Below are 24604 nucleotides of genomic sequence, written 5' to 3' on the forward strand. Positions count from 1 at the left end.
ATCCCCGCTTCAAACTCCCTATTTTTCAAGGAACTCCGGATGCCCTTGCGGCGCTCCACCTATTTGCTGGCGACGCTGGTCGGGCTGCTCTGGTTGGGGCTGGTCGTATGGATTTCCATGGACGTGCTGCAATCCCGGGAGATGGCCATGGATGCGGCCCGGCGCCAGGGCGAGGCCCTCGCCCGGGTGCTGGAGAGCAGCCTGCAGGGCTCCATCCAGAAGGTGGACCTGAGGCTGCAGGAGTTCGTCCGCCGCCATCAATATGCGGTGGCGGCAGGACGCCCCCGGGAGGAGCTGGAGCCGGAACTGAACCGCTCCCTCGGCATGTTCCCCGAGGCCCTCAGCTTCCGCGTCGCCGACACCCAGGGGCGCTACATCTACGATGCTTCCGGCGTCCTGGCCAGCAACGTCAATATCGCCGACCGGGATTATTTCCGCCTGCTCCAGGACCAGCCCGGCGCCGGCCTGGTGGTGTCGGGGCCGATGCAGTCCCGGGTCACCGGCGACTGGGTGCTGGTGGCGGCCCGCCGCCTGCAGGATGAAGGGGGCGCCTTCCAGGGTGTGGTGCTGGCTTCCCTGCGGGTGAAGTATTTCGAATCCCTGTTCGGCACCCTCAACCTGGGCCCCCGGGACACCATCGCCCTGTGGACCCGGGACATGCGCCTGATGGCCCGCTGGCCCCACCTGGAAGCGCGCATGGGGCAGCCGGTGGCGAACAGCCCGACCCAGGACTTCCTGCAGCGGGGTGAGACCAGCGGCTCCTTCATCCGCACCGGCGAGCTGGACGGCATGGACCGCCTGTTCGTCTTCCGCGCCCTGCCGGAGCACGATTTCCTCGTCACCGTCGGCTATGCCATCGACGACGTCCTCGCCTCCTGGCGGCATCGGGCCCTGATCTATGCCTGCCTCGGCCTGGTGCTGACCGTGGCCCTGGCCTTCACCGTGCTGGTCTGGCACCGGCGCTTCTCGGCGGCCACGGCCCTGGCCCAGCGCATGAGCCGGGCGGCGGAGGAGAAGAACCGGGAAAGCCTGGCCCTGCTTGACGCCATTCCCGATCCGGCCTGGCTGCTGGATACGCAAGGCACCTATCTGTCGGTGAACGAGGCCTTCTGCCGCTATGCCGGCCGCCCCATGGAAGAGGTCATCGGCCACAGGGTGGAAGACCTGTTCTCGGAGGAGGAAACCCGCCGCATGACGGAAGGCCGCCTGCGGGTGATCGAGGCCCGCAGCCCCCTGCGGGAAGAGGTGTGGCTGGACCTGCCCCGGGGCCGGGTGCCCTTCGAGTTCCTGCGGGCGCCGGTGTTCGACGCCGCCGGCCAGGTGCGGGCCCTGGCGGGTGTCGCCTGGGACATTTCCTCCCGCTACGAGGCGGAGGAGCGGCGCCGCCTCATCACCCACGTTTTCGACCACAGCATCGAGGCCATCCTGATCCTGGATGCCACGGGCCATATCGTCACCTTCAACAACGCCTTTGCCGAGCTGTCCGGCTATACGGTGGAGGAGAGCGCCGGCCAGCAGCCGGATTTCCTCGCCTCGCCCTGCAACGAACCCGACTTCCGCGCCCAGATCCGCGCCACCCTGGACCGGGGCGAGAACTGGCTGGGCGAGGCCATCGCCCGGCGCAAGGACGGCAGCGACTGCCCGGTGTGGTGCAACATCGGCGCCATCGTCAATGAGCAGGGCGCCATCGTGAACAAGGTGGCCTTCGTCACCGACCTGTCGGAAAAGAAGGCGGCCCAGGCCCAGATCGAAACCCTCTCCAACGTAGACCAGCTGACCACCCTGCCCAACCGCCAGTGGTTCTCCCGCATTCTCGGCGAGTGGCTGCAGGAGGGCTGCCAGGGCGCCCTGGTGCTGCTGGACCTGGACCAGCTGAGCCGGGTAAACGACGCCTTCGGCCACGCCGCCGGCGACGAGCTGCTGCGCCGGGTGGGCGAGCGGCTGCGCAAGGGCCTGCGGCCCCACGACATCCTGGGGCGCCTGGGGGGCGACCAGTTCGGCATCCTCATCGACGGCCGCGACGACAGCCGTTCCGTGGCCACCGTGGTGCGCCATCTGCTGGACATCCTGGCCCATCCGATCCAGATGCAGGGCAGCGACGTGGTGACCACCGCCTGCGCCGGCATCACCCTGTTCCCCCAGGACGGCAACGATGTGGCCCTGCTGCTGCGCAACGTGGATACGGCCATGCACCACGCCAAGAACAGCAACCTCAATTCCTACCACTTCTTCGCGCCGGAAATGAACCAGCGGGTGGTGGAGCGCCTGCGCCTGGAAAGCGAACTGCGCCTGGCCCTGCAGCTGGACCAGCTGGAACTGCACTACCAGCCCCAGGTGGAGATCGGCAGCGGCCAGATCAACGGCTTCGAGGCCCTGCTGCGCTGGAATCATCCGGAACTGGGCATGGTCTCGCCGGCGGACTTCATTCCCCTGGCGGAGGAAACCCGGCTGATCCTGCCCATCGGCGCCTGGGTCCTGAAGGAGGCCTGCCGGCAGAACCGCCAGTGGCAGGACCAGGGCCTGCCGCCCATGGTGGTGGCGGTCAACCTTTCCGCCCTGCAGTTCCAGGAAAACGACCTGGTGGCCATGGTTTCCGCCGCCCTCATGACCTCCGGCCTGGCACCCCGCTGGCTGGAGCTGGAAATCACCGAAAGCGTCATCATGCAGGAGCCGGAACGCATGGTGGGCATCCTGGAAGAGCTTAAGTGCCTGGGCGTGCGGCTTTCCATCGACGACTTCGGTACCGGCTATTCCAGCCTGTCCTATCTCAAGCGTTTCCCCATCGACAAGATCAAGATCGACCGCTCCTTCATCCGCGATGTGGTGAGCAGCCAGGGCGACGCGGCCATCGTGCGCATGGTCATCGCCATGGCCGGGGAACTTGAACGCAAGGTCATTGCCGAAGGCGTGGAAACCAACGAGCAGCTCGACTTCCTGCGGCTGCACCAGTGTCACGAATTCCAGGGCTTCCTCTGCAGCCGGCCGGTGCCGGCGCTTCAGGTGCCCGAGTTGCTGGCTGCCGGAGCCGAAGCAATCTGATGTTCCGGGGAGCCCTGGCGGCGCCCCGGCCCCTTTCATTTGCCGTTGCCCGCGGGCGGCGGCGGGCCTTGGCCCTCATTAGCCCCTCTCGTCGCCACCATGGAATCGCCTAAGCCTCTTACCTCCTACCGCAAATACTGGGCCCAGCGCTTCGGCACCGCCCCCTTCCTGCCCATGAGCCGGGAGGAGATGGACAAGCTGGGCTGGGATTCCTGCGACGTGATCCTGGTCACCGGCGATGCCTATATCGACCACCCCAGCTTCGGCATGGCCCTGGTCGGCCGCCTGCTGGAGGCCCAGGGTTTCCGCGTCGGCATCATCAGCCAGCCGGACTGGCATTCGGCGCAAGACTTCAAGCGCCTGGGCAAGCCCAACCTGTTCTTCGGCATCACCGCCGGCAACATGGATTCCATGGTGAACCGCTACACCTCGGACCGGAAAATCCGCTCCGACGACGCCTACACCCCCAATGCCGAGCCCAACAAACGCCCCGACCGGGCCGTCACCGTCTATGCCCAGCGGGCCAAGGAAGCCTATCCGGGCACGCCGGTGGTGCTCGGCTCCATCGAGGCCTCCCTGCGCCGCATCGCCCATTACGACTACTGGAGCGACAAGGTGCGGCGTTCCGTGCTGCCCGACTCCAAGGCCGACCTGCTGATTTTCGGCAATGCGGAACGGGCCCTGGTGGAACTGACCCACCGCCTGGCCCGGGGCGAGAAAATCGGCGACATCCGCGACCTGCGCGGCACCGCCTTCATGGTGCCCAAGGGCTGGCTGCCCGGCGAGGATTGGGGCGCGGTGGATTCCACCAGCGTGGACATTCCCGGCAAGGTGGATGCCCATCCCGATCCTTATTCAATGGGTGACAGCGGCCCCCGCAGCGCCCCGCCCTTTGCCGCCCAGGCCCAGGCGGCGGAGCAGGGCGGCGAGGTGGCGGTGCTGCCCCTCAAGTTCGTCCCCGCCGCCGAGCGGGTGGCGGCGCGCAAGGAGCAGCGGGCCAAGACCGTGGTGCGCCTGCCTTCCTACGAGCAGGTGGTGGAGGACCCGGTGCTGTACGCCCATGCCTCCCGCACCTTCCACCTGGAATCCAACCCCGGCAACGCCCGGGCCCTGGTCCAGGCCCACGGCGAGCGGGATGTGTGGCTCAACCCGCCGCCCATTCCCCTGACCACGCCGGAGATGGACCACGTCTACGGCCTGCCCTACGCCCGGGCGCCGCACCCGTCCTACGGCGATGCGAAAATCCCGGCCTGGGAGATGATCCGCTTCTCCATCAACATCATGCGCGGCTGCTTCGGCGGCTGCACCTTCTGCTCCATCACCGAGCACGAGGGCCGCATCATCCAGAGCCGTTCGGAAGATTCCATCCTGCACGAGATCGAGGAAATCCGGGACAAGACCCCGGGCTTCACCGGCACCATCTCGGACCTGGGCGGCCCCACCGCCAACATGTACCGCCTGGCCTGCAAGGACAAGAAGATCGAGTCTTCCTGTCGCCGCCTCTCCTGCGTCTTCCCTGGCATCTGCGAGAATCTGGGCACCGACCATTCCCACCTGATTAGCCTGTACCGCAAGGCCCGGGCCATTCCCGGGGTCAAAAGGGTGCTCATCGGTTCCGGCCTGCGCTACGACCTGGCGGTGCAGTCCCCCGAGTACGTCAAGGAACTGGTGACCCACCACGTCGGCGGCTACCTGAAGATCGCCCCGGAGCACACGGAGGAGGGGCCCCTCAACAAGATGATGAAGCCGGGCATCGGCACCTACGAACGCTTCAAGCAGATGTTCGAGAAGTTCTCGAAGGAGGCGGGCAAGGAGCAGTACCTGATTCCCTACTTCATCGCCGCCCACCCGGGCACCACCGACGAGGACATGCTCAATCTGGCCCTGTGGCTGAAGCACAACAACTTCCGCCTGGACCAGGTGCAGACCTTCCTGCCTACGCCCATGGCTCTGGCGACGACCATGTGGCACAGCCGCAGGAATCCGCTGAAGAAGGTGGGGCGCGGCTCGGAAGTGGTGGAGACGGCCCGGGCCGGGCGCCAGCGCAAGCTGCACAAGGCTTTCCTGCGCTACCACGATCCGGAGAACTGGCCCCTGCTGCGGGAGGCCCTGAAGGAGATGGGCCGCTCCGACCTCATCGGCAACGGCAAGCGGCACCTGATTCCCATCTTCCAGCCCCCGGGCACCGGCATGAAGGCCGAGGCCATGGTGCGGCGGGACGCCCGGGAGGCGCGGGACGGCGCCGCGGGCCGGCCTCAGGGCGGCAATCGGAAGCCGGCAGCAGGCAAGGCTGGGGGCCAGGCAGGGCGCGGCTCTTCATGCCAGGTACGGCGTCAGGCAGAAGGGGCGGGCCCTCGCGGCACGCCCCGTCCGGGAGCCAAGCCTAGCGCTGCTCCCAGCGGACGTCGCCGCAAATAACCTGCAGTTCCCCGTTCACCTTGAAGCTGCAGGAGAGGGTGACGCACAGGCTGGCGCTGGAGATGGAGAGGTAGGGCCGGGTCACCTGGACCTTGCCGAAATTCTCCACGGCCCGGCGGAAGTAGGGCCGGCGGGCCCAGCGGGCGCCCTTGGTCTTGGCCAGGGGGGCGAAGCGGGCGTCCTGGTTGGGCGAGGCGTCGCTGCTCCACAGGTTGGTGCCGATCTGCTGGCCCTGGGCGTCGAGCAGGTAGCAGAAGGCGGCATTTTCCAGTTCCAGGAAGGAGGCGCAGGCCTCTTCCAGGGAGCGGCCGGCGGAGAGCAGCACCGAGGCGTAGCCCAGGGCGTTGAAATAGGGCGCGATGTTCTCGTGGTAGCTGCGCTTGTCCCGCAGCCAGCGGGCGTCGAAGGTCTGCCACAGGTCGTTCACCGCAAGGCCGGCGCTGGCGTCGGTGCTGACCCGGGGGGCAGGGCGGCCGAAGTAGTAGCCCTGGACGAAATCCACGTCGGACTCCAGGGCGATGTAGGCCTCGTCGGCGGTTTCCACCCCCTCCATCAGCACCATGGCCCCGGCTTCGTGCAAGAGGGAGACGATCTGGGGCAGGGTGCGGCGGATCTTCGGATCGGCGGCGGCCTGAACGATGATGGAACGGTCCAGCTTGACGATTTCGGGGCGGATGCTCCACACCCGGTCGAAGTTGGAGTGGCCGGCGCCGAAGTCGTCCAGGGCGATGAGGAAGCCCAGGCTGCGGAAGAACTCCACAGCGGCCTGGAAGCGGCTGTTGTCCTGCACCGCCTCCTCCAGCACCTCGATCACCAGGCGCTGGGGCGCCAGGCCCGTGTCCCGCAGCAGGGCGCTGACCAGTTCGTCGGCCTTGAGGTTGGGGCCGTTGAGGAAGACTTCCGGCGACATGTTGATGAACAGCCAGCCGTCGGCCTCCGGCTGGGCCGCGAAATTGTGCAGGTGGGTGGCCCGGGCCAGACGGTCCAGGTGCAACAACGTGGGATAATCCCGGTTCGCCCGCCCCAGCAGGTCCAGGGGGGAGATGGGCGTCTGCCCCGGGCCGTGGCCCCGCATCAGGGCCTCGTGGCCGACGATGCGCCGGTGGGAAAGGCTGAAAATGGGCTGGAAATGGCTGGAAATGGCCACATCGCCGAAACGGCCGATGCGGCTGCCGGCAGGCTCCCCGTTTTGCGCCGGCTCCAGGGCGGCGATTATTTCGGCATATCCCGACTCGCCAATGATGGTCGGGATGCAATAACTGTTCAAAATGAAGTTCCTGGACAAAGTTCTCAACATTCTAGACCAAAAGTCATATGCAAGAGCGTACCCCCTATGAAATGCTGGGCGGCCCCCAATCCCTGCGGGAACTGGTGGACCGGTTTTATGACCTGATGGACCTGGAGCCCGAGTTCGCCGAACTGCGGGCTATGCATCCGCCCACCCTGGACGGCTCCCGGGACAAGCTGTTCATGTTCCTCTCCGGCTGGCTCGGCGGCCCCGACCTGTTCGTGCAGCAGTTCGGCCATCCGCGGCTGCGGGCCCGGCACATGCCCTTTTCCATCGGCACCGAGTCCCGGGACCAGTGGGTCAAGTGCATGGTGCGGGCCATGGAGGAGGTGGGGGTGGAGGAAGCCCTGCGCCTCAAGCTGGGCGTCAATTTCTACAACACCGCCGATTTCATGCGCAACCGGGAAGGCTAGGGCGTCCCCGCCGGCAGCGCCGCCGGGGTGTTGGGGCCTCCCGGCGCCCGGTGTCTGCCCGCCGGGGCAGGCGGGACGGGCCTTCCGGCATGGCCTGGGGGAGGGGCAGTACTGGCGCCCCTGTCCGTGATGGCCCGTAAAAAACCATATTGCGCTGCAAAAACAAGGGGCTGATTGTGCTATCATCACGGCCTTCCAAAAAAGGGTTGGCCGCTGTCGACCGCCAACGCCCCATCTTCCCCACCGAATTCTTTTTTTAGCGAATCTTCATGTCCCGTCCGATCCGTAACATCGCCATCATTGCCCACGTGGACCACGGCAAGACCACCCTCGTGGACCAGCTCCTCCGCCAATCCGGCACCTTCCGCGAAAACCAGCAGGTGGACGAGCGGGTGATGGACTCCAACGACCTGGAAAAGGAACGGGGCATCACCATTCTGGCCAAGAACACCGCCATCGAATACGAAGGCACCCACATCAACATCGTGGACACCCCGGGGCACGCCGACTTCGGCGGCGAAGTGGAACGGGTGCTGGGCATGGTGGATGGCGTGGTGCTGCTGGTGGATGCCGTCGAAGGCCCCATGCCGCAAACCCGCTTCGTCACCAAGAAGGCCCTGGGCCTGGGTCTGCGTCCCATCGTCGTGATCAACAAGGTGGACCGTCCCGGTGCCCGTCCCGACTGGGTGGTGGACCAAACCTTCGACCTGTTCGACAAGCTGGGCGCCACCGACGAGCAGCTGGACTTCCCCATCATCTACGCCTCCGGCCTCAACGGCTTCGCCAAGCTGTCCCTGGAAGAAGAGTCCAGCGACATGCGTCCCCTGTTCGAGACCGTGCTGTCCCACGTGCCAACCCCCGCCGGCGATCCCGAGGCTCCCCTGCAGCTGCAGATTGCTGCCCTGGACTACTCCACCTATACCGGCCGTCTCGGCGTGGGTCGCGTGCTCAACGGCCGCATCAAGCCCGGCCAGGCCGTGGCCGTGATGAACCACGGCGACCAGGTGGCTTCCGGCCGCATCAACCAGGTGCTGGGCTTCCAGGGCCTGGACCGGGTGCCGGTGGAACTGGCCGAGGCCGGCGACATCGTCATCATCTCCGGCATCGAGGAAATCGGTATCGGCCTGACCATCGCCGACAAGGATAACCCCGTCGGCCTGCCCATGCTGACCGTGGATGAGCCCACCCTGACCATGGACTTCATGGTGAACTCCTCCCCCCTGGCCGGCACCGAAGGCAAGTTCGTCACCAGCCGCCAGATCCGCGACCGCCTGACCAAGGAACTGCTGACCAACGTGGCCCTGCGCGTCGAAGATACTGCCGACTCCGATGTCTTCCGCGTCTCCGGCCGGGGCGAGCTGCACCTGACCATCCTGCTGGAAAACATGCGCCGCGAAGGTTTTGAAATCGCCGTGGCCAAGCCCCGCGTCGTCTTCAAGGACATCGACGGCGAGAAGTGCGAACCCTACGAAAACCTGACCATCGACCTGGAAGATTCCCACCAGGGCGCCGTCATGGAAGAACTGGGCCGTCGCCGCGGCGAGCTGACCAATATGGAATCCGACGGCCAGGGCCGAACCCGCCTGGAATACCACATTCCCGCCCGGGGTCTGATCGGCTTCCAGTCCGACTTCATGACCATGACCCGCGGCACCGGTCTGATGAGCCACATCTTCGACGACTACAAGCCCGTCAAGCCGGACCTGCCCGGCCGCCACAACGGCGTGCTGATCTCCCAGGAAAACGGCGAGGCCGTGGCCTACGCCCTGTGGAACCTGGAAGATCGGGGCCGCATGTTCGTCAGCCCCGGCGACAAGCTGTACGAAGGCATGATCATCGGCATCCACAGCCGGGAAAACGATCTGGTGGTGAACCCCATCAAGGGCAAGAAGCTGACCAACGTGCGTGCCTCCGGCACCGACGAGGCCGTGCGTCTGACCACCCCGATCAAGCTGACCCTGGAATCCGCCGTCGAATTCATCGACGACGACGAACTGGTGGAAATCACGCCCAAGTCCATCCGCATCCGCAAGCGTCACCTCTCCGAGAACGACCGCAAGCGCGCGGCCCGTTCCGACGCCTGAGCCTCATGCTGAACCGCTGCCTGCCCTGTCGCGCATTCCTTGCCCGGCACCGGCGGGCGGTGCGCTGGGCGGCCTTCGTGGCCGCCCTTTGTCTTTTCTTCTTCTGGCTCGGCACCGTCGCCAAGCCTGTCACCGCCAGCGGCTTCTGCCGCGTCTATTACTGACTTCCGTCCGGAAGTCTGGTCAATGCCCGTATCGGCCCCTCAGGGGCAATAGCGCTGGAGAAAGGCCTCCGGCGGCAGGGGGCGGCTTTCCAGGTAGCCCTGGAAACTGTCGCAGCCCATGGTCCGCAGCAATTCCAGCTGGGTCTGCCGCTCCACGCCTTCGGCCACCACCTTGTGCCCCAGGGTGTGGGCCATGGCCAGGATGGCGCGCACGATGGCGGCCGCTTCCCCGTCCTGATCCTCGTCCAGGGGGAAAATGAAGGACTTGTCGATCTTCAGGGTGTCGATGGGCAGCAGGCGCAGGTAGGAGAGGGAGGAGTAGCCGGTGCCGAAGTCGTCCAGGGCCAGGCCGACGCCGGCCTCCCGCAGGCGCCGCAGTTCCTCCAGGCAGTCGGCCTCCTGCCGCAGCAGTACGGATTCGGTCACTTCCAGTTCGATGGTGGAGGGCGGCAGGCCCTCCCGTTCCAGGCGCAGCAGCACGTGCTCGGCGATGCCGCCGCCCCAGAACTGGCGCGCCGAGAGGTTGATGGCGATGCGCGGCGGCGTGGCCCCCATGCCTTGCCGCAGCTGCCAGTGGCGGCGCCAGGCGGCGGCCCGGGCGATGGCCGTGTCCAGCACCCAGAGGCCGATGGGGACGATGAGGCCGGTTTCCTCGGCCACCGGGATGAACTGGTCCGGCGGGATCAGGCGGCCGCCGTCGTTCCAGCGCAGCAGGGCTTCGGCCCCCAGCAGGCGGCCGCTGGCCAGGTCGATCTGGGGCTGGTAGTGGAGCTGCAGCTCGTCGCGCTCCAGGGCCCGGCGCAGGCCGTTCTCCAGGCTGACCCGGGACTGCAGGCGCTCGTTCATGCGGCCGGTGTAGAAGCGCACGGTGTTGCCGCCGCTGGACTTGCCCTCGTACATGGCGGTGTCGGCATTGCGCAGCAGGGTGTCGGCGTCGTCACCGTCGTCGGGATAGAGGGCGATGCCGATGCTGGCGGTGAGGAAGAAGTCGTAGCCATCCTCCCGGTAGGGGCTGGCGAGGGTTTCCAGCAGCTTGGCGCCGATCTGGCCGGCCTGTTCCGGCAGCTGCAGGTCTTCCAGGATGACGATGAATTCGTCGCCGCCCTGGCGCACGATGGTGTCGGACTGGCGCAGGCATTCCTGCAGGCGGCGGGCCACGCTCTGCAGCAGGCGGTCGCCCTGGTTGTGGCCGAGGGAGTCGTTGATGTTCTTGAAACGGTCCAGGTCCACGAACAGCACGGCGGCCCGGCTCTGCTGGCGCTTGGCCCGGGTCAGGGCCTGGGGCAGGCGGTCCGCCAGCAGCAGCCGGTTGGGCAGGCCCGTCAGCTGGTCGTGGTGGGCCAGGTAGCGCATGCGCTCCTCGTGCAGCTTGCGCTCGGTGATGTCGGTGACGGAGCCGGCCATCAGGGTGGCAACGCCCCGGGCGTCCCGCACGGCGATGCCGCGGGAGGCGATCCAGCGGTATTCGCCGCTCTTGGCCCGCACCCGGTACTCGCAATAGAAGTGGGGGGTCAGCCCCTTGAGGTGCTCGGACACTGCCCGGTTGTAGCGGGCCGTGTCTTCCGGATGCACCAGGGTCAGCCAGGCGTGGGTATCCATCAGGAAGTTTTCGCCGTAGCCGAGAATGGCGTGGAGGCGCTGGCCGGCCGTCAGCTCCTTGCTCAGGGGGTTCCAGGTCCACATGCCGTCGTGGGCCCCTTCCATGGCTAGTTCGTAGGCCCGGGCGGCACGGCGCAGGATGACGATTTCCCGCACGCTGCAGACGGCGGCAACGCCGCAGGCGAGGAAGGTGAGCCAGGACAGCCAGGGCTGCTCCACATACACCGCCGCCAGGCCGGCGCTGATGCAGGCGGCCAGCAACAGCAAGGGCGGCCAGGAGTGCCAGCTGCGGTGCAGCCCGACGCCCTGGGGCGGGGTGCTGTCGGCGGTGCCGAGGATGAGGGGCAGGATCTGGGGCATGGACTCAGTCTGGTCTACGGTCTGGGCCGGGGTGGACGGAGCGCCCTGTCGGCCGGAATGGATCTCCGGCGGAGGCGGGCAGCGGCAGTGTCGTCAAGGTTAGTGCGTCTGGCGCTATCTTGCCATCCTTATCTACTACTTTTGGCTTATTCTTCGTCCAGAACAATGCAAGTTAAAGGAGCCACGGCATGGCCGATGAGATGCAGCTGGTCATATTCCAGGTCGGCAGGAAAACCCTGGCCCTGCCATTGCAGGAGGTGGAACACATCCTTTCCCTCGGCGGCGAGGAGGGACGGCAGGGCATTTCCGCCGAGGGCGGCATGATCCTGTTCCAGGGCCAGGCCATTCCCTGGCGGCCGCTGTGGGACCCCCTGGGGGAACCCAGCGTGTTCCTCGAATTCGACGAGCTGGCCCAGACCCTGCCCCGGCGGCGGCAGGACCATCTGGACTGGATGGCCGCTCTGGACCAGTCCCTGCGCCACGACATTCCTTTCACCAAGGCCCACAGTCCCCGGGAGTGCGCCTTCGGCCAGTGGTTCTACGCCTTCCGCACCGAGGATCGGCGGCTGGCCCTGCTGCTGTCCCAGTTCGAGCATCCCCACGCCCTGGTCCATGGCCTGGCCGAAGTGCTGCTCGGCCAGGTGGCGGCCGGTCGGCGGGAGGAGGCCCTGGCAGCCCTGGAGGCAGCCCGGCAGGGCGTGCTGGCGGAACTGCTGGCGCTGTTCGATACGGTCATTGCCCTGGTGCCTACTTTGAAGCGGCCCCTGGCCCTGATCCTCAACGACTCGGGCCAGCGCACCGCCCTGGGCGTGGACCGGGTGCTGGACATCCGCTCCGTCACCGCTGCCGACGTGCATCCGGCCCGGGGCCGGCTGGGCGGCCTGGTGCCCCAGGCCTTCATCGGCGATAGCGCTTCCGGCGGCGCCCTCATTCCCCTGCTGGCGGCCTCCCAGCTGGCCAGCCTGGGCTGAAGCGGAGGGCGCTGCCTAGCCGCCGGTGGCGGACATGAAGCGCACCACCTGGGGCGCATCCAGCTGGCGGGTGAAATCGTGGCCCAGGGCCTTCATGCCCAGGGTGCGCAGGATGGCCTGGCGCGCCGGTTCGTCGTCTTCGGGGTGGCGGCGCAGCAGGGGCAGCAGGGGGGTGGCGTCGTTCTGCCCGAGGCAGGGATAAAGCTCGCCGGTGGCGGTGACCCGCACCCGGTTGCAGGTGTCGCAGAAATTGTGGGAGTGGGGCGAGATGAAGCCGACCCGGGTCTCGCTGCCGGCAATGCGCCAGTAGCGGGCCGGGCCGCCGCTGCTCTCGTCGCTGGCCTGCAGGGGGAAGCGTTCCTGCAGGCGCAGCAGGGCTTCGTCGGAGGAGAAGTAGGTGCCGCTGCGACCGTGGCCCAGGTCTCCCAGAGGCATTTCCTCGATGAAGGCGATGTCCAGCCCTTCGGCCATGCAGTAGGCCACCAGGTCCGCCAGTTCATCGTCGTTGGTGCCGCGCATCATCACCGTGTTCAGCTTGATGCGCCGGAAGCCGGCGGCCTGGGCCGCGGCGATGCCCCGCAGCACCTGGTGCAGGTCGCCGATGCGGGTGATGGCGCGGAAACGCTCCGGGCGCAGGCTGTCCAGGCTGATGTTGAGGCGCTGCACGCCGGCCCGGGCCAGGGGCGCAGCAAAGCGTTCCAACTGGGAGCCGTTGGTAGTCAGCACCAGTTCCTTCAGGCCCTCCAGGGCGGCCAGCCGCTCCAGCAGCCACAGGGCGTCCCGCCGGACCAGGGGTTCGCCGCCGGTGATGCGCAGCTTGGTGACGCCCAGGCCGACGAAAAGGCGTGACAGGCGCAGGGACTCTTCCAGGCTCATCACCTGGTGCCGGGGCAGGAAGGTCATGTCCTCGGCCATGCAGTAGGTACAGCGGAAGTCGCAGCGGTCGGTGAGGGACAGGCGCAGATAGCTGATGCGGCGCCCGTGGCCGTCCTGCAGCGGGCCGGCGCCCGGCGGCAGGGCAATGGCTGCGGCATTGTCCGGGGGGAAGGCGAGGAGGCCGGAGCGGGGCGGCAGGCTGTCGTTCTGCATGATTACTTGGCTGTCGGGGATGGCGGTTGGACCAGATCGAGCTTCATTGGTTTTATCCGGGGCGCCCATGATATGGGTCAAATCCGTTTTTCGTCGCCAAGACCGTCGGTGGTTTTACCTCCGGGGTGTGCCATACGTCATACATGGCTTATGATGCCCTATCTCCACAGTCCGGTCCGTCTGCCATGTTCCGCTTCGCCACCAAGGAATCGCCCCGGCTCAAGCGCCTTCGCTCCATTTCCCTGTTCCAGGACCTCAGCGTCCGGGAGCTGGTGATTGTGGACCTGTTGCTGCATGAACGCCGCTATCTGGCCGGCGAGGTGGTCTTCGATGCGGGGGAGGACGGGCAGGGCATCTATTTCACCCTGGACGGCCGCATCGGCATCTTCCATCCGGGTCACAGCAATACGCCCCTGGCCGAATTGGGGGGTGGCAGCTTTTTCGGCGAACTGGCCCTGCTCGACGACAGCCCCCGCATGGCCCAGGCCAGGGCCCTGGACGACAGCACCCTGGCGGTGATGTTCCGCGGCGAGTTCGTCGGCCTGTTGCAGACCCATGCCCTCATCGCCTCCAAGATTTCCCTGCAGCTGGCCCGCCATCTGGGGCAGCGGTTGCGCAGCATCAGCCTGCCCCAGCCTCAGCCCCAGGAGGTGGTGGCGTGAGCCCTGTGGTCCGCCCCTTTCCCCGCCAGCCCCGCGCGGCGGGCCCCCTGGTGTGGGCCTGCATCCTCGGCACGACCTGTCTGCTGCTGTTCCTCTTCCAGAAAATCCTGTGGCTGGTGGTGCCCTTCATTCTGGCCCTGATCATCTATTACGCCCTCCTGCCCGCCGTCTTGCGACTGGTGCTGGCGGGCTATTCCGTCACTGCCGGTGCCTCGTTGGTTTGCTTCGGTGCCTTCCTTCTCCTGGGCGGCGCCCTGGGCCTGGCGGCGCCCTGGATTGCCGCCCATGCGGTGAGCTGGAACGAGTGGGGCGGGCGCTATCTTGCCGGCGGCGTGGGCTTCGTCCTGGGGAGTCTGTCCTCCCTGGAAAACAGTTTTGAGTTCCTGGCCCAGGCCCATCTCACGGATAGCGTGCGCAAGGGCATCTCCGATTTTTCTGCCAATTTCGTCTCCCGCAACCTGGCCGGCGCGGTGATGCTGGCGGCGGCCTGGCTGCCCTCCCTGCTGCTGGCGCCTTTCCTGGCCTTCTTTTTCCTGCGGGACGGGCGGCGTTTCAAGAAATTCATCATCCATGCCGTGCCCAATGCCTTTCTCGAGCGCACCCTGTACCTGCTGGACGAAGTGGATCGCACCGCCCGCATGTACTTCACCGGCCTGCTCAAGCTGACCCTGCTCGACACCCTGACCCTGGCCCTGGGGCTGTGGGCCCTGGGGATTTCGGCCCCCTTCCTGCTGGGGCTGGTGACCGCCGTCCTGGCCTGGGTTCCCTATGTGGGCTCCATCCTCGGCTGCGCGGTGGTGGTGCTGGTGGCAGCCACGGATTTTCCCGGCAATCCGGGTATGGCCTACGGTGCCATCGGCCTCTTCATCCTGGTGCGCCTGCTCGACGATTTCTTCTTCATGCCCATGACGGTGGGGCGCAGTCTGCACCTGCATCCGCTGCTGACGGTGATCATGATTTTCGTCGGCGGTGCCGTGGCGGGCATCTCCGGCCTCATGCTGGTGTTGCCCCTGCTCGGCGTGGTGATGGTTCTGGGGGAAACCGTGGGGCAGGTGGTGAACGATCCCCGCCTGCAGGCCCGCCATGCCCATGCCCGCCGCCTGCGGCACGCGGCGGTGACCGGGGACCTGCTGTGATATTGGCCCCTTGGCGGGCGCCGTCGCTTGCGCGTAGAGTGGGGGTGCGGCCTGTCCGGGCCAGCCGGGAAGGCGGTGTCGCTGCGGTAAACGGAAACGGCCCGCACGAATGCGGGCCGCTTGAATTTGGCTCCCCGACCTGGGCTCGAACCAGGGACCTACGGATTAACAGTCCGGCGCTCTACCGACTGAGCTATCGAGGAACTACTACAACTAACCTTGCTGCAAAACAGCCCTGCGGCTGCCTTCTGAATTCTTGGCTCCCCGACCTGGGCTCGAACCAGGGACCTACGGATTAACAGTCCGGCGCTCTACCAACTGAGCTATCGGGGAACAGAAGAGGCGCGAATTATAGTTTTCAAAATTAACGTCGTCAATCGGATCATTAAAAAAATATGGATACGAATCTGATCTACGAAAAGACCGCCGCGGGTGAGGAGGCAATGCGTCAACGCACCCGCCTCGTGCAGCGTCATTTGCGCATGGTGTTGATCCTGGTGGACGGACGAACCAGCGTTGCCGACCTGGGGGAAAAGGTGGGCAACGAGCAGCTGGTGGAGAGCGCCCTCAGCGAACTGGAAAAGGACGGCTTTATCGCCCCCGTGCTGGAGCAGCCGTCGGTCTGGGACAAGGGCACGGCGGTGGTGCAGAAGGTCAAGGAAGTGGCCCTGGGCCAGCTTTCCGCCTTCGGCGGCAATTCCCGCCAGGAAGAGGTCCAGGTCGTACCGGCAGCGCAGGAGGCTGTGGCACCGGTGGCGTCCCCGGCCGAGACGGCGCCACAGGCTGGCTCGGCGCCTGCTGACAAGCCGCCCACGGTCGCCTGGCTGGCCGGCTGGTCCACCCAGACGGAAGCGTCGGCCGAGGGCGGCAAGGCGTCGCGGCCGAAGAAGGTGCCGGCAGGCGAAGAGACGGGCATCCGTCCCATCCGTCGCGGGGGACGTGCTCCCCGGGGGCCGTTGGGCAAGGCGCTGTGGGGTGTGTGCGCAGCCCTGGGGCTGGCTCTTGCGGCGCTGCTGCTGTATCCCTATGACAACCATCGGCCGGAGGTGGAGGCGGTACTGACCCGCATGCTGCAGCAGCCGGTGAAGGCGGCCCGGCTGCACGCCACCTTCCTGCCCCATCCCGGGCTGGTGCTGGAAGGCGTGCACGTGGGCCAGGGCGAGGGGATTGCCATCGGCAGCGTGCGTTTCCTGCCCCAATTGGGACAGTGGCGGACCCTGAAGCAGGTGGAGGTGCGTGGCGTGAGCCTTCCTCTGCCGGTCCTGGCCAGCGTCTCTGAATGGGTCCAGGGGGCGCGGGCGGCGGCGGTGGTTTTCCCCGCCATCGAACTGGGGGAGATCACGCTCCAGTTGGGCGGCCAGTCCCTTGGTCCCCTCGCTGGTACCCTGGTGCCGGAAGGGGCTGCCATGCCCCTGCGCCTGTCCTTGCATGACGAGGCCCGCACCTTGTCCCTGGACCTGACCCAGGCCCCGGGGGGGATGCAGTTGAGCCTGGAAGGACTGGGCTGGGAGCCGGTGAAGGACAGTCATCTCCGTTTTGATTCCCTCAATGCCCAGGGGCTTCTGACCCGGGACGGGCTGCGCCTGTCCAGTATCGATAGCCGAACCCTGGAGGGGCAGGTGAGCGGCTCCCTTTCCCTCAACTGGAACGGCGGAGTGCGCCTGGAAACGGATCTGGTGCTCAAGCATCTTTCCCTGGCCCGGCTTAATCAACTGCTGCTGGGAGGGGCGAAGGGCGAGGGGCAGGTCGATGCCTCCCTGCGCCTGAGCGGCCGGGCGGCCGAATGGTCGCGTCCCCTGAGCCTGGCCCAGGGAGAGGGCAGTTTTGTGGTGAACCGGGGGCTGCTGCCGGTGGATCTGGCAGAGGCCGTGCGGCGGGCATCGAGCGAGCCGCTGCGCGGCGGTGAGACCCGCTTTGAACAACTGGGCGGCAAGGTCCGGGTGGACCTGCTGGGCAAGCGCTTCTACGACCTGCAGCTGACTGCCGGCCTGTTGCGTGCTTCCGGTGTCGCTGCGGTGAATGTCGATGGCAGCCTGGGAGGCAGCCTAGATGTCCAGGTGGGTGGCAAGGGTAACGTGCTGCGCATGCCCCTGACCCTGGGCGGTACTCTGGAGGCTCCGGTGTTGCGCGGCGGGCGCCGCTGAATCGAGAGATAGGGCGAAAAAAAGGGCGAGGTGGAAACCTCGCCCTTTTTCATGCAGTTGCAGTTGCAGCTGGCTGTCAGGCCTTCAGCACGGCGGCAATGGCATCGACCACGGCGTCGATGTTCTTGCTATTGAGGGCGGCCAGACAGATGCGGCCGGTACCCACGGCGTAGATGCCGAACTCGTTGCGCAGTACATCCACCTGGGCGGAGGTGAGGCCGGTGTAGGAGAACATGCCGCGCTGCTTCACCACGAAGGAGAAATCCTGGGCCACGCCCTTGGCCTTCAGCTTGTCCACCAGGGCCACGCGCATGGCGCGGATGCGGTCGCGCATGCCGGCCAGTTCGTCTTCCCACATCTGGCGCAGTTCGGGAGTGGACAGCACTGCGGCCACCACGGCGCCGCCATGGGTGGGCGGGTTGGAGTAGTTGGTGCGGATGACGCGCTTCACCTGGGACAGGACGCGGGCGGACTCTTCCTTGCTGGCGGTGACGACGGACAGGGCGCCGACGCGCTCGCCATAGAGGGAGAAGCTCTTGGAGAAGGAGCTGGAAACGAAGAACTGCAGGCCGGAGGCGGAGAAGGCGCGCACGGCCACGGCATCGGCGTCGATGCCGTCGGCGAAGCCCTGGTAGGCCATGTCCAGGAAGGGCACCAGACCCTTGGCCTTGCACACGTCCACCACTTCCTGCCACTGGGCGTCGGAGAGGTCGGCACCGGTGGGGTTGTGGCAACAGGCGTGCAGGATGATGATGGAACCGGCAGCCAGGCCTTCCAGGAAGGACTTCATGCCGGCGAAGTTCACACCGCGGGTGGCGGCGTCGTAGTAGGGATAGTTTTCCACCACGAAACCGGCGGACTCGAACAGGGCCCGGTGGTTTTCCCAGGAGGGATCGCTGATGTAAACCTTGGCGTTGGGGGAGATGCGCTTGAGGAAATCGGCGCCGATCTTCAGGGCGCCGGTGCCACCCAGGGCTTCGGCGGTGATGACGCGGCCGGCGGCCAGCAGCTCGGAACCGGCACCGAAGAGCAGGTTCTGCACAGCCTGGTTGTAGGCGTTGAGGCCCTCGATGGGCTGGTAGCCGCGGGGCGGCATGGTTTCCAGGCGGGCCTTCTCGGCGGCCTTGACGGCAGCGAGGAGGGGAATCTTGCCGTTGTCGTCGTAATAGACGCCAACGCCCAGGTTAACCTTGGTAGCGCGGGTGTCGGCGTTGAACGCCTCGGTCAGACCAAGAATCGGGTCCCGCGGAGCCATCTCCACGGAAGCAAAGATCGACGAACTCATGCGTTGCTCCTGTTGTGCCAGTCATGCGGCGCTGCGCCATGCGCCATGCCGCGAGTTGGTGAATAATGTGCGCTTACAAGTTGTTCTGCCGATGATTCACTGCAGCGAAAGCAGAAGCAACAGGCGCAACGGATAATTCTAACATGAGCACATCCCCCAGCAGCCCGCAAACCGCGGAAGTCGTCACCTTTCCCGGCAGCCCCTATCGCCTGCACCAGCCTTTCCCTCCCGCGGGGGATCAGCCGGAGGCCATCCGCCTGCTGGTGGAGGGCCTGGAAGACGGTCTCTCCTATCAGACCCTGCTCGGCGTGACCGGCTCCGGCAAGACGTACACCATGGCCAACGTCATTGCCCGCACCGGCCGGCCTGCCCTCATCCTGGCGCCCAACAAGACCCTGGCGGCCCAGCTCTACGCCGAGTTCCGGGAATTCCTGCCGGAGAACGCGGTGGAGTATTTCGTCTCCTACTACGATTACTACCAGCCCGAGGCCTACGTGCCTTCCCGGGACCTGTTCATCGAGAAGGATTCGTCCATCAACGACCACATCGAGCAGATGCGGCTGTCCGCCACCAAGAGCCTGCTGGAGCGGCGCGATGTGGTGATCGTGGCCACCGTCTCCTGCATCTACGGCATCGGCGACAAGGACGACTACCACAACATGATCCTGCACCTGCGCCAGGGCGACAAAGCCGGCCAGCGGGACATCATCAAGCGCCTCTCGGAAATGCAGTACGAGCGCAACGAGGTGGATTTCCAGCGCGGCACCTTCCGCGTCCGCGGCGACGTCATCGACATCTTCCCCGCGGAGCACGCGGAACACGCCATCCGGGTCTGCCTTTTCGACGACGAGATCGAGACCCTGCAACTGTTCGATCCCCTGACCGGCCACCTGCTGCACAAGCTGCCCCGTTTCACCATCTATCCCTCCAGTCATTACGTCACCCCCCGGGCCACGGTGCTGCGGGCCGTGGAGGGCATCAAGGAGGAGTTGCGCAAGCGGCTGGAGTTCTTCCACAAGGAACAGCGGCTGGTGGAAGCCCAGCGCATTGAGCAGCGCACTCGCTTCGATCTGGAGATGCTCAACGAACTGGGCTTTTGCAAAGGCATCGAAAACTACTCGCGCCACCTGTCCGGGCGCAAGCCGGGCGAAGCTCCGCCAACCCTGCTGGATTACCTGCCGCCCGATGCCCTGATGTTCATCGACGAATCCCACGTGGCCATCGGCCAGGTGGGCGCCATGTACAAGGGGGACCGTTCGCGTAAGGAAAACCTGGTGGATTACGGTTTTCGCCTGCCGTCGGCCCTGGACAACCGCCCTCTCAAGTTTGAGGAATTCGAGCGCCTGATGCGCCAGACCATCTTCGTTTCGGCCACGCCTTCCGATTATGAAAAGCAGCACCAGGGCCAGGTGGTGGAGCAGGTGGTGCGCCCCACCGGCCTGATCGACCCGGTGGTGCTGGTGCGTCCGGCCATGACCCAGGTGGACGACCTGCTCTCCGAAATCCGCAAGCGCATCGCTGTTTCCGAGCGGGTGCTGGTAACCACCCTGACCAAACGCATGGCCGAGGACCTGACCGATTACTTAAGGGAAAACGGCATCAAGGTGCGCTATGTGCACTCGGATATCGACACCGTGGAGCGGGTGGAGATCATCCGCGACCTGCGCCTGGGGGAATTCGACGTGCTGGTGGGCATTAACCTGCTGCGGGAAGGTTTGGACATCCCCGAGGTATCCCTGGTGGCCATTCTCGATGCAGACAAGGAGGGCTTCCTGCGTTCGGAGCGTTCCCTGATCCAGACCATCGGCCGGGCCGCCCGCCACCTCAACGGGACAGCCATTCTCTATGCCGACCGGGTGACGGACTCCATGCGGCGTGCCATGGACGAGACCGAGCGGCGCCGGGCCAAGCAGATGGCCCATAACGAGGCCCACGGCATCACGCCCAAGGGGGTCTCCAAGCGCATCAAGGACATCATCGACGGCGTCTACGACCCCGACGCGGCGCAGAAGGAACTCAAGGCTGCCCAGCAACAGGCGGTTTATGAAACAATGTCCGAAAAGAATCTGGCCAAGGAAATCAAGCGGCTGGAAAAACAGATGCTCGAGTCAGCCAAGAACCTGGAGTTCGAAAAGGCAGCGGCGGCCCGGGATGAATTGTTCCGCCTCAAGCAGCAGGCCTTCGGGGCGGCAGTGCATGACAGGGATGAGACATGATCAAGGTTCTTTTCGTCTGCATGGGCAATATCTGCCGCTCCCCCACGGCAGAAGGCGTTTTCCGCAAGCACCTGCAGCTGCACAATCTGGAGTCCCGGGTCCAGGTGGATTCGGCCGGCACCCACGGCTACCACGTCGGCGAATCGCCGGATCCCCGTACCCAGCGGGCAGCTGCCGAGCGGGGTTACGACCTGTCCGAACTGCGGGCGCGCAAAGTGGCGCCCGACGACATGGAATATTTCGACCTGATCCTGGCCATGGACCGGCGCAATCTGGAAGGCCTGCGGGCTATCTGCCCGCCGGAGCGTCAGCACCGTCTCAAGCTGTTCATGCACTACGCCCGCAATTTCGATGAGGACGAGGTGCCGGATCCCTACTATGGACTCGGCTACGGTTTCGATGTGGTGCTGGACATGGTGGAGGATGCCTCCCTCGGCCTCATCGAATCCCTCAAGCGCGAACTGGGCTGCGAAGAACCGCTTGGCACCGGCAGGGGCGGTATCCGGAGCGTTGAGCGGGCCTGACTTCCCCTGGGATCGTGCCTGCCCGAATTCAGGGCGAAAAAAAGCCAGCTCCACGGAGCTGGCTTTTTCCTGGCGCTGACGCCTTACCTTACTTGTTGCGGGTTTCCACCAGCACCAGAGGCTCGTCGCTGATCACCACCGGTGCCGGCCGGGTACGCCGGGGGCGGGGAGCTTCGTTCTCCACCACTGCAGCCTGGACCTGACGGGCCTTGTCCGCGCTGGTTTCCACCATCACCAGGCCGCTGGCTTCCAGGGCTTGGTCGATGTTGGCGACCACGGGCTTGATTTCGGCCGGGGGCACGGCAATGGGTTCGACGGCGCGGGGCGGGGTCGGAATAACCTGCTCCTCCACCGGTGCAACGACCTCTTCGACGGCCACGACCGGGGCGGCTTCGGGGACTGCTGCTTCAACCTGCGGGGCTGCTTCAACTGCAGCTGCCGGGGCTTCCTCTACTGCCGGCGCGACTTCCGCTGCAGACTCAACCACGGCAACGGTCGGCGCCACAGTTTCCACTGCGGCGACTACCACGGGCTCGACCGGGTTTGCCACTTCCACAACGGCGGCGGCAATGACCGGCGCCTGTTCTTGGCTTACCTCGGTGGCAGCATTTTGCTGGACTTCGCCTTCAGCGCCATTTTCCTGGCGGCGCTCGCCCCGGTCGCGACGGTTGTTGCGACGACCGCGACGGCCCCGACCACCCTCTTCATCGCCCTGGGGCGCAGCTTGCTCTGGAGCAGTGCCGGCAGCCTGGGCGTTGAGTGCATCGGCCTGAGCGGCTACTGCTTGCTGGGCCTTGTCCTCGCTGTTGCGTTCGCGACGGGGCTGGCGTTCGCGCCGTTCCTTGCGCTGCTCGTTCTGCTGTTCGCCGCGCTCGTTGTCGGCCTGGACGGCATTGTTGCGCTCGCCGTTGCGGTCACCCCGTTCGCCCCGTTGGCGACGGCCTTCGCGAGGCTGCTGCTCGCGGGCAGTGTCACCCTGGGTTTCGCCGCGGGCGGGGCGTTCGCTCCGCTCGCCGCCGTTGCGGCCTTCGGCGCCTTCACCGCGGCCACGGCCACGCTGCTCGCCACGACCACGACCGCGCTGCTCGCCGCGGCCCTGGCCTTCACTGCGCTGGCCACGGCCCTTGCGCGGGGTGGCTGCCGGTTCGGGAGTGGGCTCGACGGTCTTGTTGCCGCGGAACCAGGAGAAAATCTTGCCGATGATGCCTTCGCTCTTGGCGACAGGGGCGGCAGCCGGCTTCTCGGCCACCACGGGAGCGGGCTGCTCCGGCGTGATGTGCTTGATGGCGGCTTCCTGGCGCGGCTGGCGGGCTTCGCTCTGGGCATTGGCCAGTTGCTTCACTTCTTCCGCCGGCATTTCCATCATGCGGTAGGAGGGCTGTTGTACGTCCTCGTTGTTGAGGTCGTCGTGGCGCAGGCGCTGAATGGTGTGGGCCGGAGTTTCCAGGTGCACATTGGGGATCAGCAGGATGGTGACCTTGTGGCGCAACTCGATGGCCTGGATGTCGGGGCGCTTCTCGTTGAGCAGGAAGGTGGCCACGTCCACCGGCACCTGGGTATGCACGGCGGCGGTGTTGTCCTTCATCGCTTCCTCTTCGAGGATGCGCAGGATGTGCAGGGCGGCCGATTCGGTGGAGCGGATGTGGCCGGTGCCGGTACAGCGGGGGCAGGGGATGTAGCTGGTCTCGGCCAGGGCGGGGCGCAGGCGCTGGCGGGACAGTTCCATCAGGCCGAAGCGGCTGATCTTGCCCATCTGCACCCGGGCCCGGTCATGGCGGAGGGCGTCGCGCAGGCGGTTTTCCACCTCGCGCTGGTTTTTCTGGCTCTCCATGTCGATGAAGTCGATGACAATGAGGCCGCCCAGGTCGCGCAGGCGCAGTTGGCGGGCGATTTCGTCGGCCGCTTCCTGGTTGGTCTTGAGCGCGGTTTCCTCGATGTCCTGGCCGCGGGTGGAGCGGCCGGAGTTCACGTCCACCGACACCAGGGCTTCCGTGTGGTCGATGACGATGGCGCCGCCGGACGGCAGGTTCACCTGACGGGAGTAGGCCGATTCGATCTGGTGTTCGATCTGGAAGCGGGAGAAGAGGGGGACGTCGTCCCGGTACAGCTTGACCCGGTTCTCGTTGGCCGGCATGACCGTGCCCATGAAGGAACGGGCCTGCTCGAAAATCTCGTCCGTATCGATGAGGATTTCACCGATGTCGGGCTGGAAATAGTCGCGGATGGCGCGGATGACCAGGCTGCCTTCCAGGTAGATCAGGAAGGGGCCGGACTGGCTGGTGGCGGCGCCTTCGATGGCTTCCCACAGCTTCAGCAGGTAGTTGAGGTCCCACTGCAGTTCTTCGGCGTTGCGGCCGATGGCGGCGGTACGGGCGATGAGGCTCATGCCGCCGGGGACCTGCAACTGGTCCATAACGTCGCGCAGTTCGGCCCGTTCGTCACCTTCGACACGGCGGGAGACGCCGCCGCCGCGGGGATTGTTGGGCATCAGGACCAGGTAGCGGCCGGCCAGGGACACGAAGGTGGTAAGGGCGGCGCCCTTGTTACCGCGCTCGTCCTTCTCGACCTGGACGATGACTTCCTGGCCTTCCTTGAGGGCTTCCTTGATGCTGGCGCGATTGTCTACGCCAGGCTGGAAATAGGAGCGGGAAACTTCCTTGAACGGGAGAAAGCCGTGACGCTCTTCGCCGTAGTTGACGAAACAGGCCTCGAGGCTGGGTTCGATGCGGGTGATGACACCCTTGTAGATGTTGCTCTTGCGTTGTTCCTTGGCGGCTGACTCAATGTCGAGGTCAATCAGTTTCTGGCCATCGACAATGGCGACACGGAGTTCTTCAGCCTGTGTCGCATTGAAAAGCATGCGTTTCATTTATTGGGCTCCCGCACTTTTCGCACGAACGGAGTCCCGGCGCAGGCAGCGACACGATTAGTTGGGTTGTACTTTTTGAGTCCGCATTGTGGGCGTGCAACTAATGGTGAAAGGAAAATGTGTTCCTGAATTCGCTGAAAAATCTTTCGGCGGGCCCGGAAATAACCGGGGCCGGGAAATCTGCTCGGGGGTACCGATGCGTGCTTAGGGCGCGCAAATCAAGTAGTATCGCTACTTTTGGTGAGCGAACTTAACCAGTTCCGATTTGCGTTGGCTTGATCCCATACAGGTTGGTACGGGTTGAGGCCGCTTAAGGCCTGCCGGATTTCATGGTTTCCCATTT

Annotated in this window: 16 protein-coding genes and 2 tRNA genes; 11 read left to right on the forward strand and 7 right to left on the reverse strand. The window is 65.8% G+C overall.

Going from position 1 to position 24604, the window contains the following annotated elements; all coding sequences use genetic code 11:
- The first annotated feature begins 39 nt into the window (after positions 1 to 39).
- Together EV678_RS02980 and EV678_RS02985 are read left to right on the forward strand one after the other, a co-directional pair.
- Complete coding sequence (locus EV678_RS02980; protein ID WP_130458467.1) at positions 40 to 3039, forward strand: bifunctional diguanylate cyclase/phosphodiesterase; 3000 nt, start codon at positions 40 to 42, stop codon at positions 3037 to 3039.
- A 174-nt stretch (positions 3040 to 3213) separates the two neighbouring features.
- Positions 3214 to 5457: a YgiQ family radical SAM protein gene (locus tag EV678_RS02985; protein ID WP_235832436.1), complete on the forward strand. Its 2244-nt coding sequence runs from the start codon at positions 3214 to 3216 to the stop codon at positions 5455 to 5457.
- On the opposite strand, the gene EV678_RS02990 is transcribed toward EV678_RS02985, so the two are convergent.
- A complete protein-coding gene (locus tag EV678_RS02990) occupies positions 5423 to 6724 on the reverse strand; it encodes a sensor domain-containing phosphodiesterase (protein ID WP_014237475.1) in 1302 nt (433 codons plus the stop codon). The two genes, EV678_RS02985 and EV678_RS02990, sit on opposite strands and share 35 nt — an antisense overlap.
- Before the next feature lie 47 nt (positions 6725 to 6771).
- Between EV678_RS02990 and EV678_RS02995 the strand changes: the two genes are divergently transcribed.
- The 3 genes from EV678_RS02995 to EV678_RS16020 all read left to right on the forward strand — a co-directional run bounded on the left by EV678_RS02995 (position 6772) and on the right by EV678_RS16020 (position 9406).
- Positions 6772 to 7158 carry a group II truncated hemoglobin gene (locus tag EV678_RS02995; RefSeq protein WP_014237476.1) on the forward strand — a complete coding sequence of 129 codons (387 nt, stop codon included), beginning with the start codon at positions 6772 to 6774 and terminating at the stop codon, positions 7156 to 7158.
- 269 nt (positions 7159 to 7427) lie between these two features.
- Positions 7428 to 9242 (forward strand): translational GTPase TypA, encoded by a 1815-nt coding sequence (gene typA, locus EV678_RS03000; RefSeq protein WP_014237477.1) that lies wholly within the window; start codon positions 7428 to 7430, stop codon positions 9240 to 9242.
- 5 nt (positions 9243 to 9247) lie between these two features.
- Positions 9248 to 9406, forward strand: coding sequence for a hypothetical protein (locus EV678_RS16020; protein ID WP_165397441.1), 159 nt, complete (start codon positions 9248 to 9250; stop codon positions 9404 to 9406).
- Positions 9407 to 9445: 39 nt separating this feature from the next.
- On the opposite strand, the gene EV678_RS03005 is transcribed toward EV678_RS16020, so the two are convergent.
- On the reverse strand, positions 9446 to 11365 hold the full coding sequence (locus tag EV678_RS03005; RefSeq protein ID WP_130458469.1) for a putative bifunctional diguanylate cyclase/phosphodiesterase: 1920 nt from the start codon (positions 11363 to 11365) through the stop codon (positions 9446 to 9448).
- Positions 11366 to 11553: 188 nt separating this feature from the next.
- Here EV678_RS03005 and EV678_RS03010 point away from each other — a divergent pair, with 188 nt between their 5' ends.
- Entirely contained in the window at positions 11554 to 12336 is a 783-nt protein-coding gene (locus EV678_RS03010) for a CZB domain-containing protein (protein ID WP_130458470.1), read from the forward strand.
- A gap of 15 nt (positions 12337 to 12351) precedes the next feature.
- Here the strand turns inward: EV678_RS03010 and moaA are convergent, their stop codons facing one another.
- Positions 12352 to 13425 (reverse strand): GTP 3',8-cyclase MoaA, encoded by a 1074-nt coding sequence (gene moaA / locus EV678_RS03015; RefSeq protein WP_205230006.1) that lies wholly within the window; start codon positions 13423 to 13425, stop codon positions 12352 to 12354.
- 185 nt (positions 13426 to 13610) lie between these two features.
- On the opposite strand from moaA, the gene EV678_RS03020 reads away from it, so the two are divergent.
- Together EV678_RS03020 and EV678_RS03025 are read left to right on the forward strand one after the other, a co-directional pair.
- Positions 13611 to 14087: a cyclic nucleotide-binding domain-containing protein gene (locus tag EV678_RS03020; protein ID WP_130458471.1), complete on the forward strand. Its 477-nt coding sequence runs from the start codon at positions 13611 to 13613 to the stop codon at positions 14085 to 14087.
- Complete coding sequence (locus EV678_RS03025) at positions 14084 to 15223, forward strand: AI-2E family transporter (RefSeq protein ID WP_130458472.1); 1140 nt, start codon at positions 14084 to 14086, stop codon at positions 15221 to 15223. Before EV678_RS03020 ends, EV678_RS03025 begins: the two co-directional genes overlap by 4 nt.
- 127 nt (positions 15224 to 15350) lie before the next feature.
- Here EV678_RS03025 and EV678_RS03030 read toward each other — a convergent pair.
- Together EV678_RS03030 and EV678_RS03035 are read right to left on the reverse strand one after the other, a co-directional pair.
- Positions 15351 to 15426, reverse strand: a tRNA-Asn gene (locus tag EV678_RS03030).
- 54 nt (positions 15427 to 15480) lie between these two features.
- Positions 15481 to 15556 (reverse strand) — tRNA-Asn (locus EV678_RS03035).
- Between the two features lie 110 nt (positions 15557 to 15666).
- Here EV678_RS03035 and EV678_RS03040 point away from each other — a divergent pair.
- The gene (locus EV678_RS03040) at positions 15667 to 17367 is read left to right on the forward strand and encodes a translocation/assembly module TamB domain-containing protein (protein ID WP_130458473.1); all 1701 of its coding nucleotides are present in this window, start codon (positions 15667 to 15669) and stop codon (positions 17365 to 17367) included.
- Positions 17368 to 17443: 76 nt separating this feature from the next.
- Here the strand turns inward: EV678_RS03040 and EV678_RS03045 are convergent, their stop codons facing one another.
- Positions 17444 to 18652, reverse strand: coding sequence for an amino acid aminotransferase (locus EV678_RS03045; protein ID WP_014237485.1), 1209 nt, complete (start codon positions 18650 to 18652; stop codon positions 17444 to 17446).
- Between the two features lie 143 nt (positions 18653 to 18795).
- On the opposite strand from EV678_RS03045, the gene uvrB reads away from it, so the two are divergent.
- Both uvrB and EV678_RS03055 read left to right on the forward strand, forming a co-directional pair.
- The gene (uvrB, locus tag EV678_RS03050) at positions 18796 to 20868 is read left to right on the forward strand and encodes an excinuclease ABC subunit UvrB (protein ID WP_014237486.1); all 2073 of its coding nucleotides are present in this window, start codon (positions 18796 to 18798) and stop codon (positions 20866 to 20868) included.
- Positions 20865 to 21392, forward strand: coding sequence for a low molecular weight protein-tyrosine-phosphatase (locus tag EV678_RS03055; protein WP_130458474.1), 528 nt, complete (start codon positions 20865 to 20867; stop codon positions 21390 to 21392). The genes uvrB and EV678_RS03055 overlap by 4 nt, the downstream gene beginning before the upstream one ends.
- Positions 21393 to 21480: 88 nt before the next feature.
- On the opposite strand, the gene EV678_RS03060 is transcribed toward EV678_RS03055, so the two are convergent.
- Positions 21481 to 24261 (reverse strand): Rne/Rng family ribonuclease, encoded by a 2781-nt coding sequence (locus EV678_RS03060; protein WP_130458475.1) that lies wholly within the window; start codon positions 24259 to 24261, stop codon positions 21481 to 21483.
- Positions 24262 to 24604 lie beyond the last annotated feature (343 nt).

The sequence above is a fragment of the Azospira oryzae genome (assembly GCF_004217225.1).
Lineage (GTDB): Bacteria > Pseudomonadota > Gammaproteobacteria > Burkholderiales > Rhodocyclaceae > Azospira > Azospira oryzae.

Coding starts and splice junctions, on each gene's coding strand:
- EV678_RS02980 (WP_130458467.1), top strand. CDS start 40: ATGCCCTTGCGGCGCTCCACCTATTTGCTGGCGACGCTGGTCGGGCTG.
- EV678_RS02985 (WP_235832436.1), top strand. CDS start 3,214: ATGAGCCGGGAGGAGATGGACAAGCTGGGCTGGGATTCCTGCGACGTG.
- EV678_RS02995 (WP_014237476.1), top strand. CDS start 6,772: ATGCAAGAGCGTACCCCCTATGAAATGCTGGGCGGCCCCCAATCCCTG.
- typA (WP_014237477.1), top strand. CDS start 7,428: ATGTCCCGTCCGATCCGTAACATCGCCATCATTGCCCACGTGGACCAC.
- EV678_RS16020 (WP_165397441.1), top strand. CDS start 9,248: ATGCTGAACCGCTGCCTGCCCTGTCGCGCATTCCTTGCCCGGCACCGG.
- EV678_RS03005 (WP_130458469.1), bottom strand. CDS start 11,365: ATGCCCCAGATCCTGCCCCTCATCCTCGGCACCGCCGACAGCACCCCG.
- EV678_RS03010 (WP_130458470.1), top strand. CDS start 11,554: ATGGCCGATGAGATGCAGCTGGTCATATTCCAGGTCGGCAGGAAAACC.
- moaA (WP_205230006.1), bottom strand. CDS start 13,425: ATGCAGAACGACAGCCTGCCGCCCCGCTCCGGCCTCCTCGCCTTCCCC.
- EV678_RS03020 (WP_130458471.1), top strand. CDS start 13,611: ATGTTCCGCTTCGCCACCAAGGAATCGCCCCGGCTCAAGCGCCTTCGC.
- EV678_RS03040 (WP_130458473.1), top strand. CDS start 15,667: ATGCGTCAACGCACCCGCCTCGTGCAGCGTCATTTGCGCATGGTGTTG.
- EV678_RS03045 (WP_014237485.1), bottom strand. CDS start 18,652: ATGAGTTCGTCGATCTTTGCTTCCGTGGAGATGGCTCCGCGGGACCCG.
- uvrB (WP_014237486.1), top strand. CDS start 18,796: ATGAGCACATCCCCCAGCAGCCCGCAAACCGCGGAAGTCGTCACCTTT.
- EV678_RS03055 (WP_130458474.1), top strand. CDS start 20,865: ATGATCAAGGTTCTTTTCGTCTGCATGGGCAATATCTGCCGCTCCCCC.
- EV678_RS03060 (WP_130458475.1), bottom strand. CDS start 24,261: ATGAAACGCATGCTTTTCAATGCGACACAGGCTGAAGAACTCCGTGTC.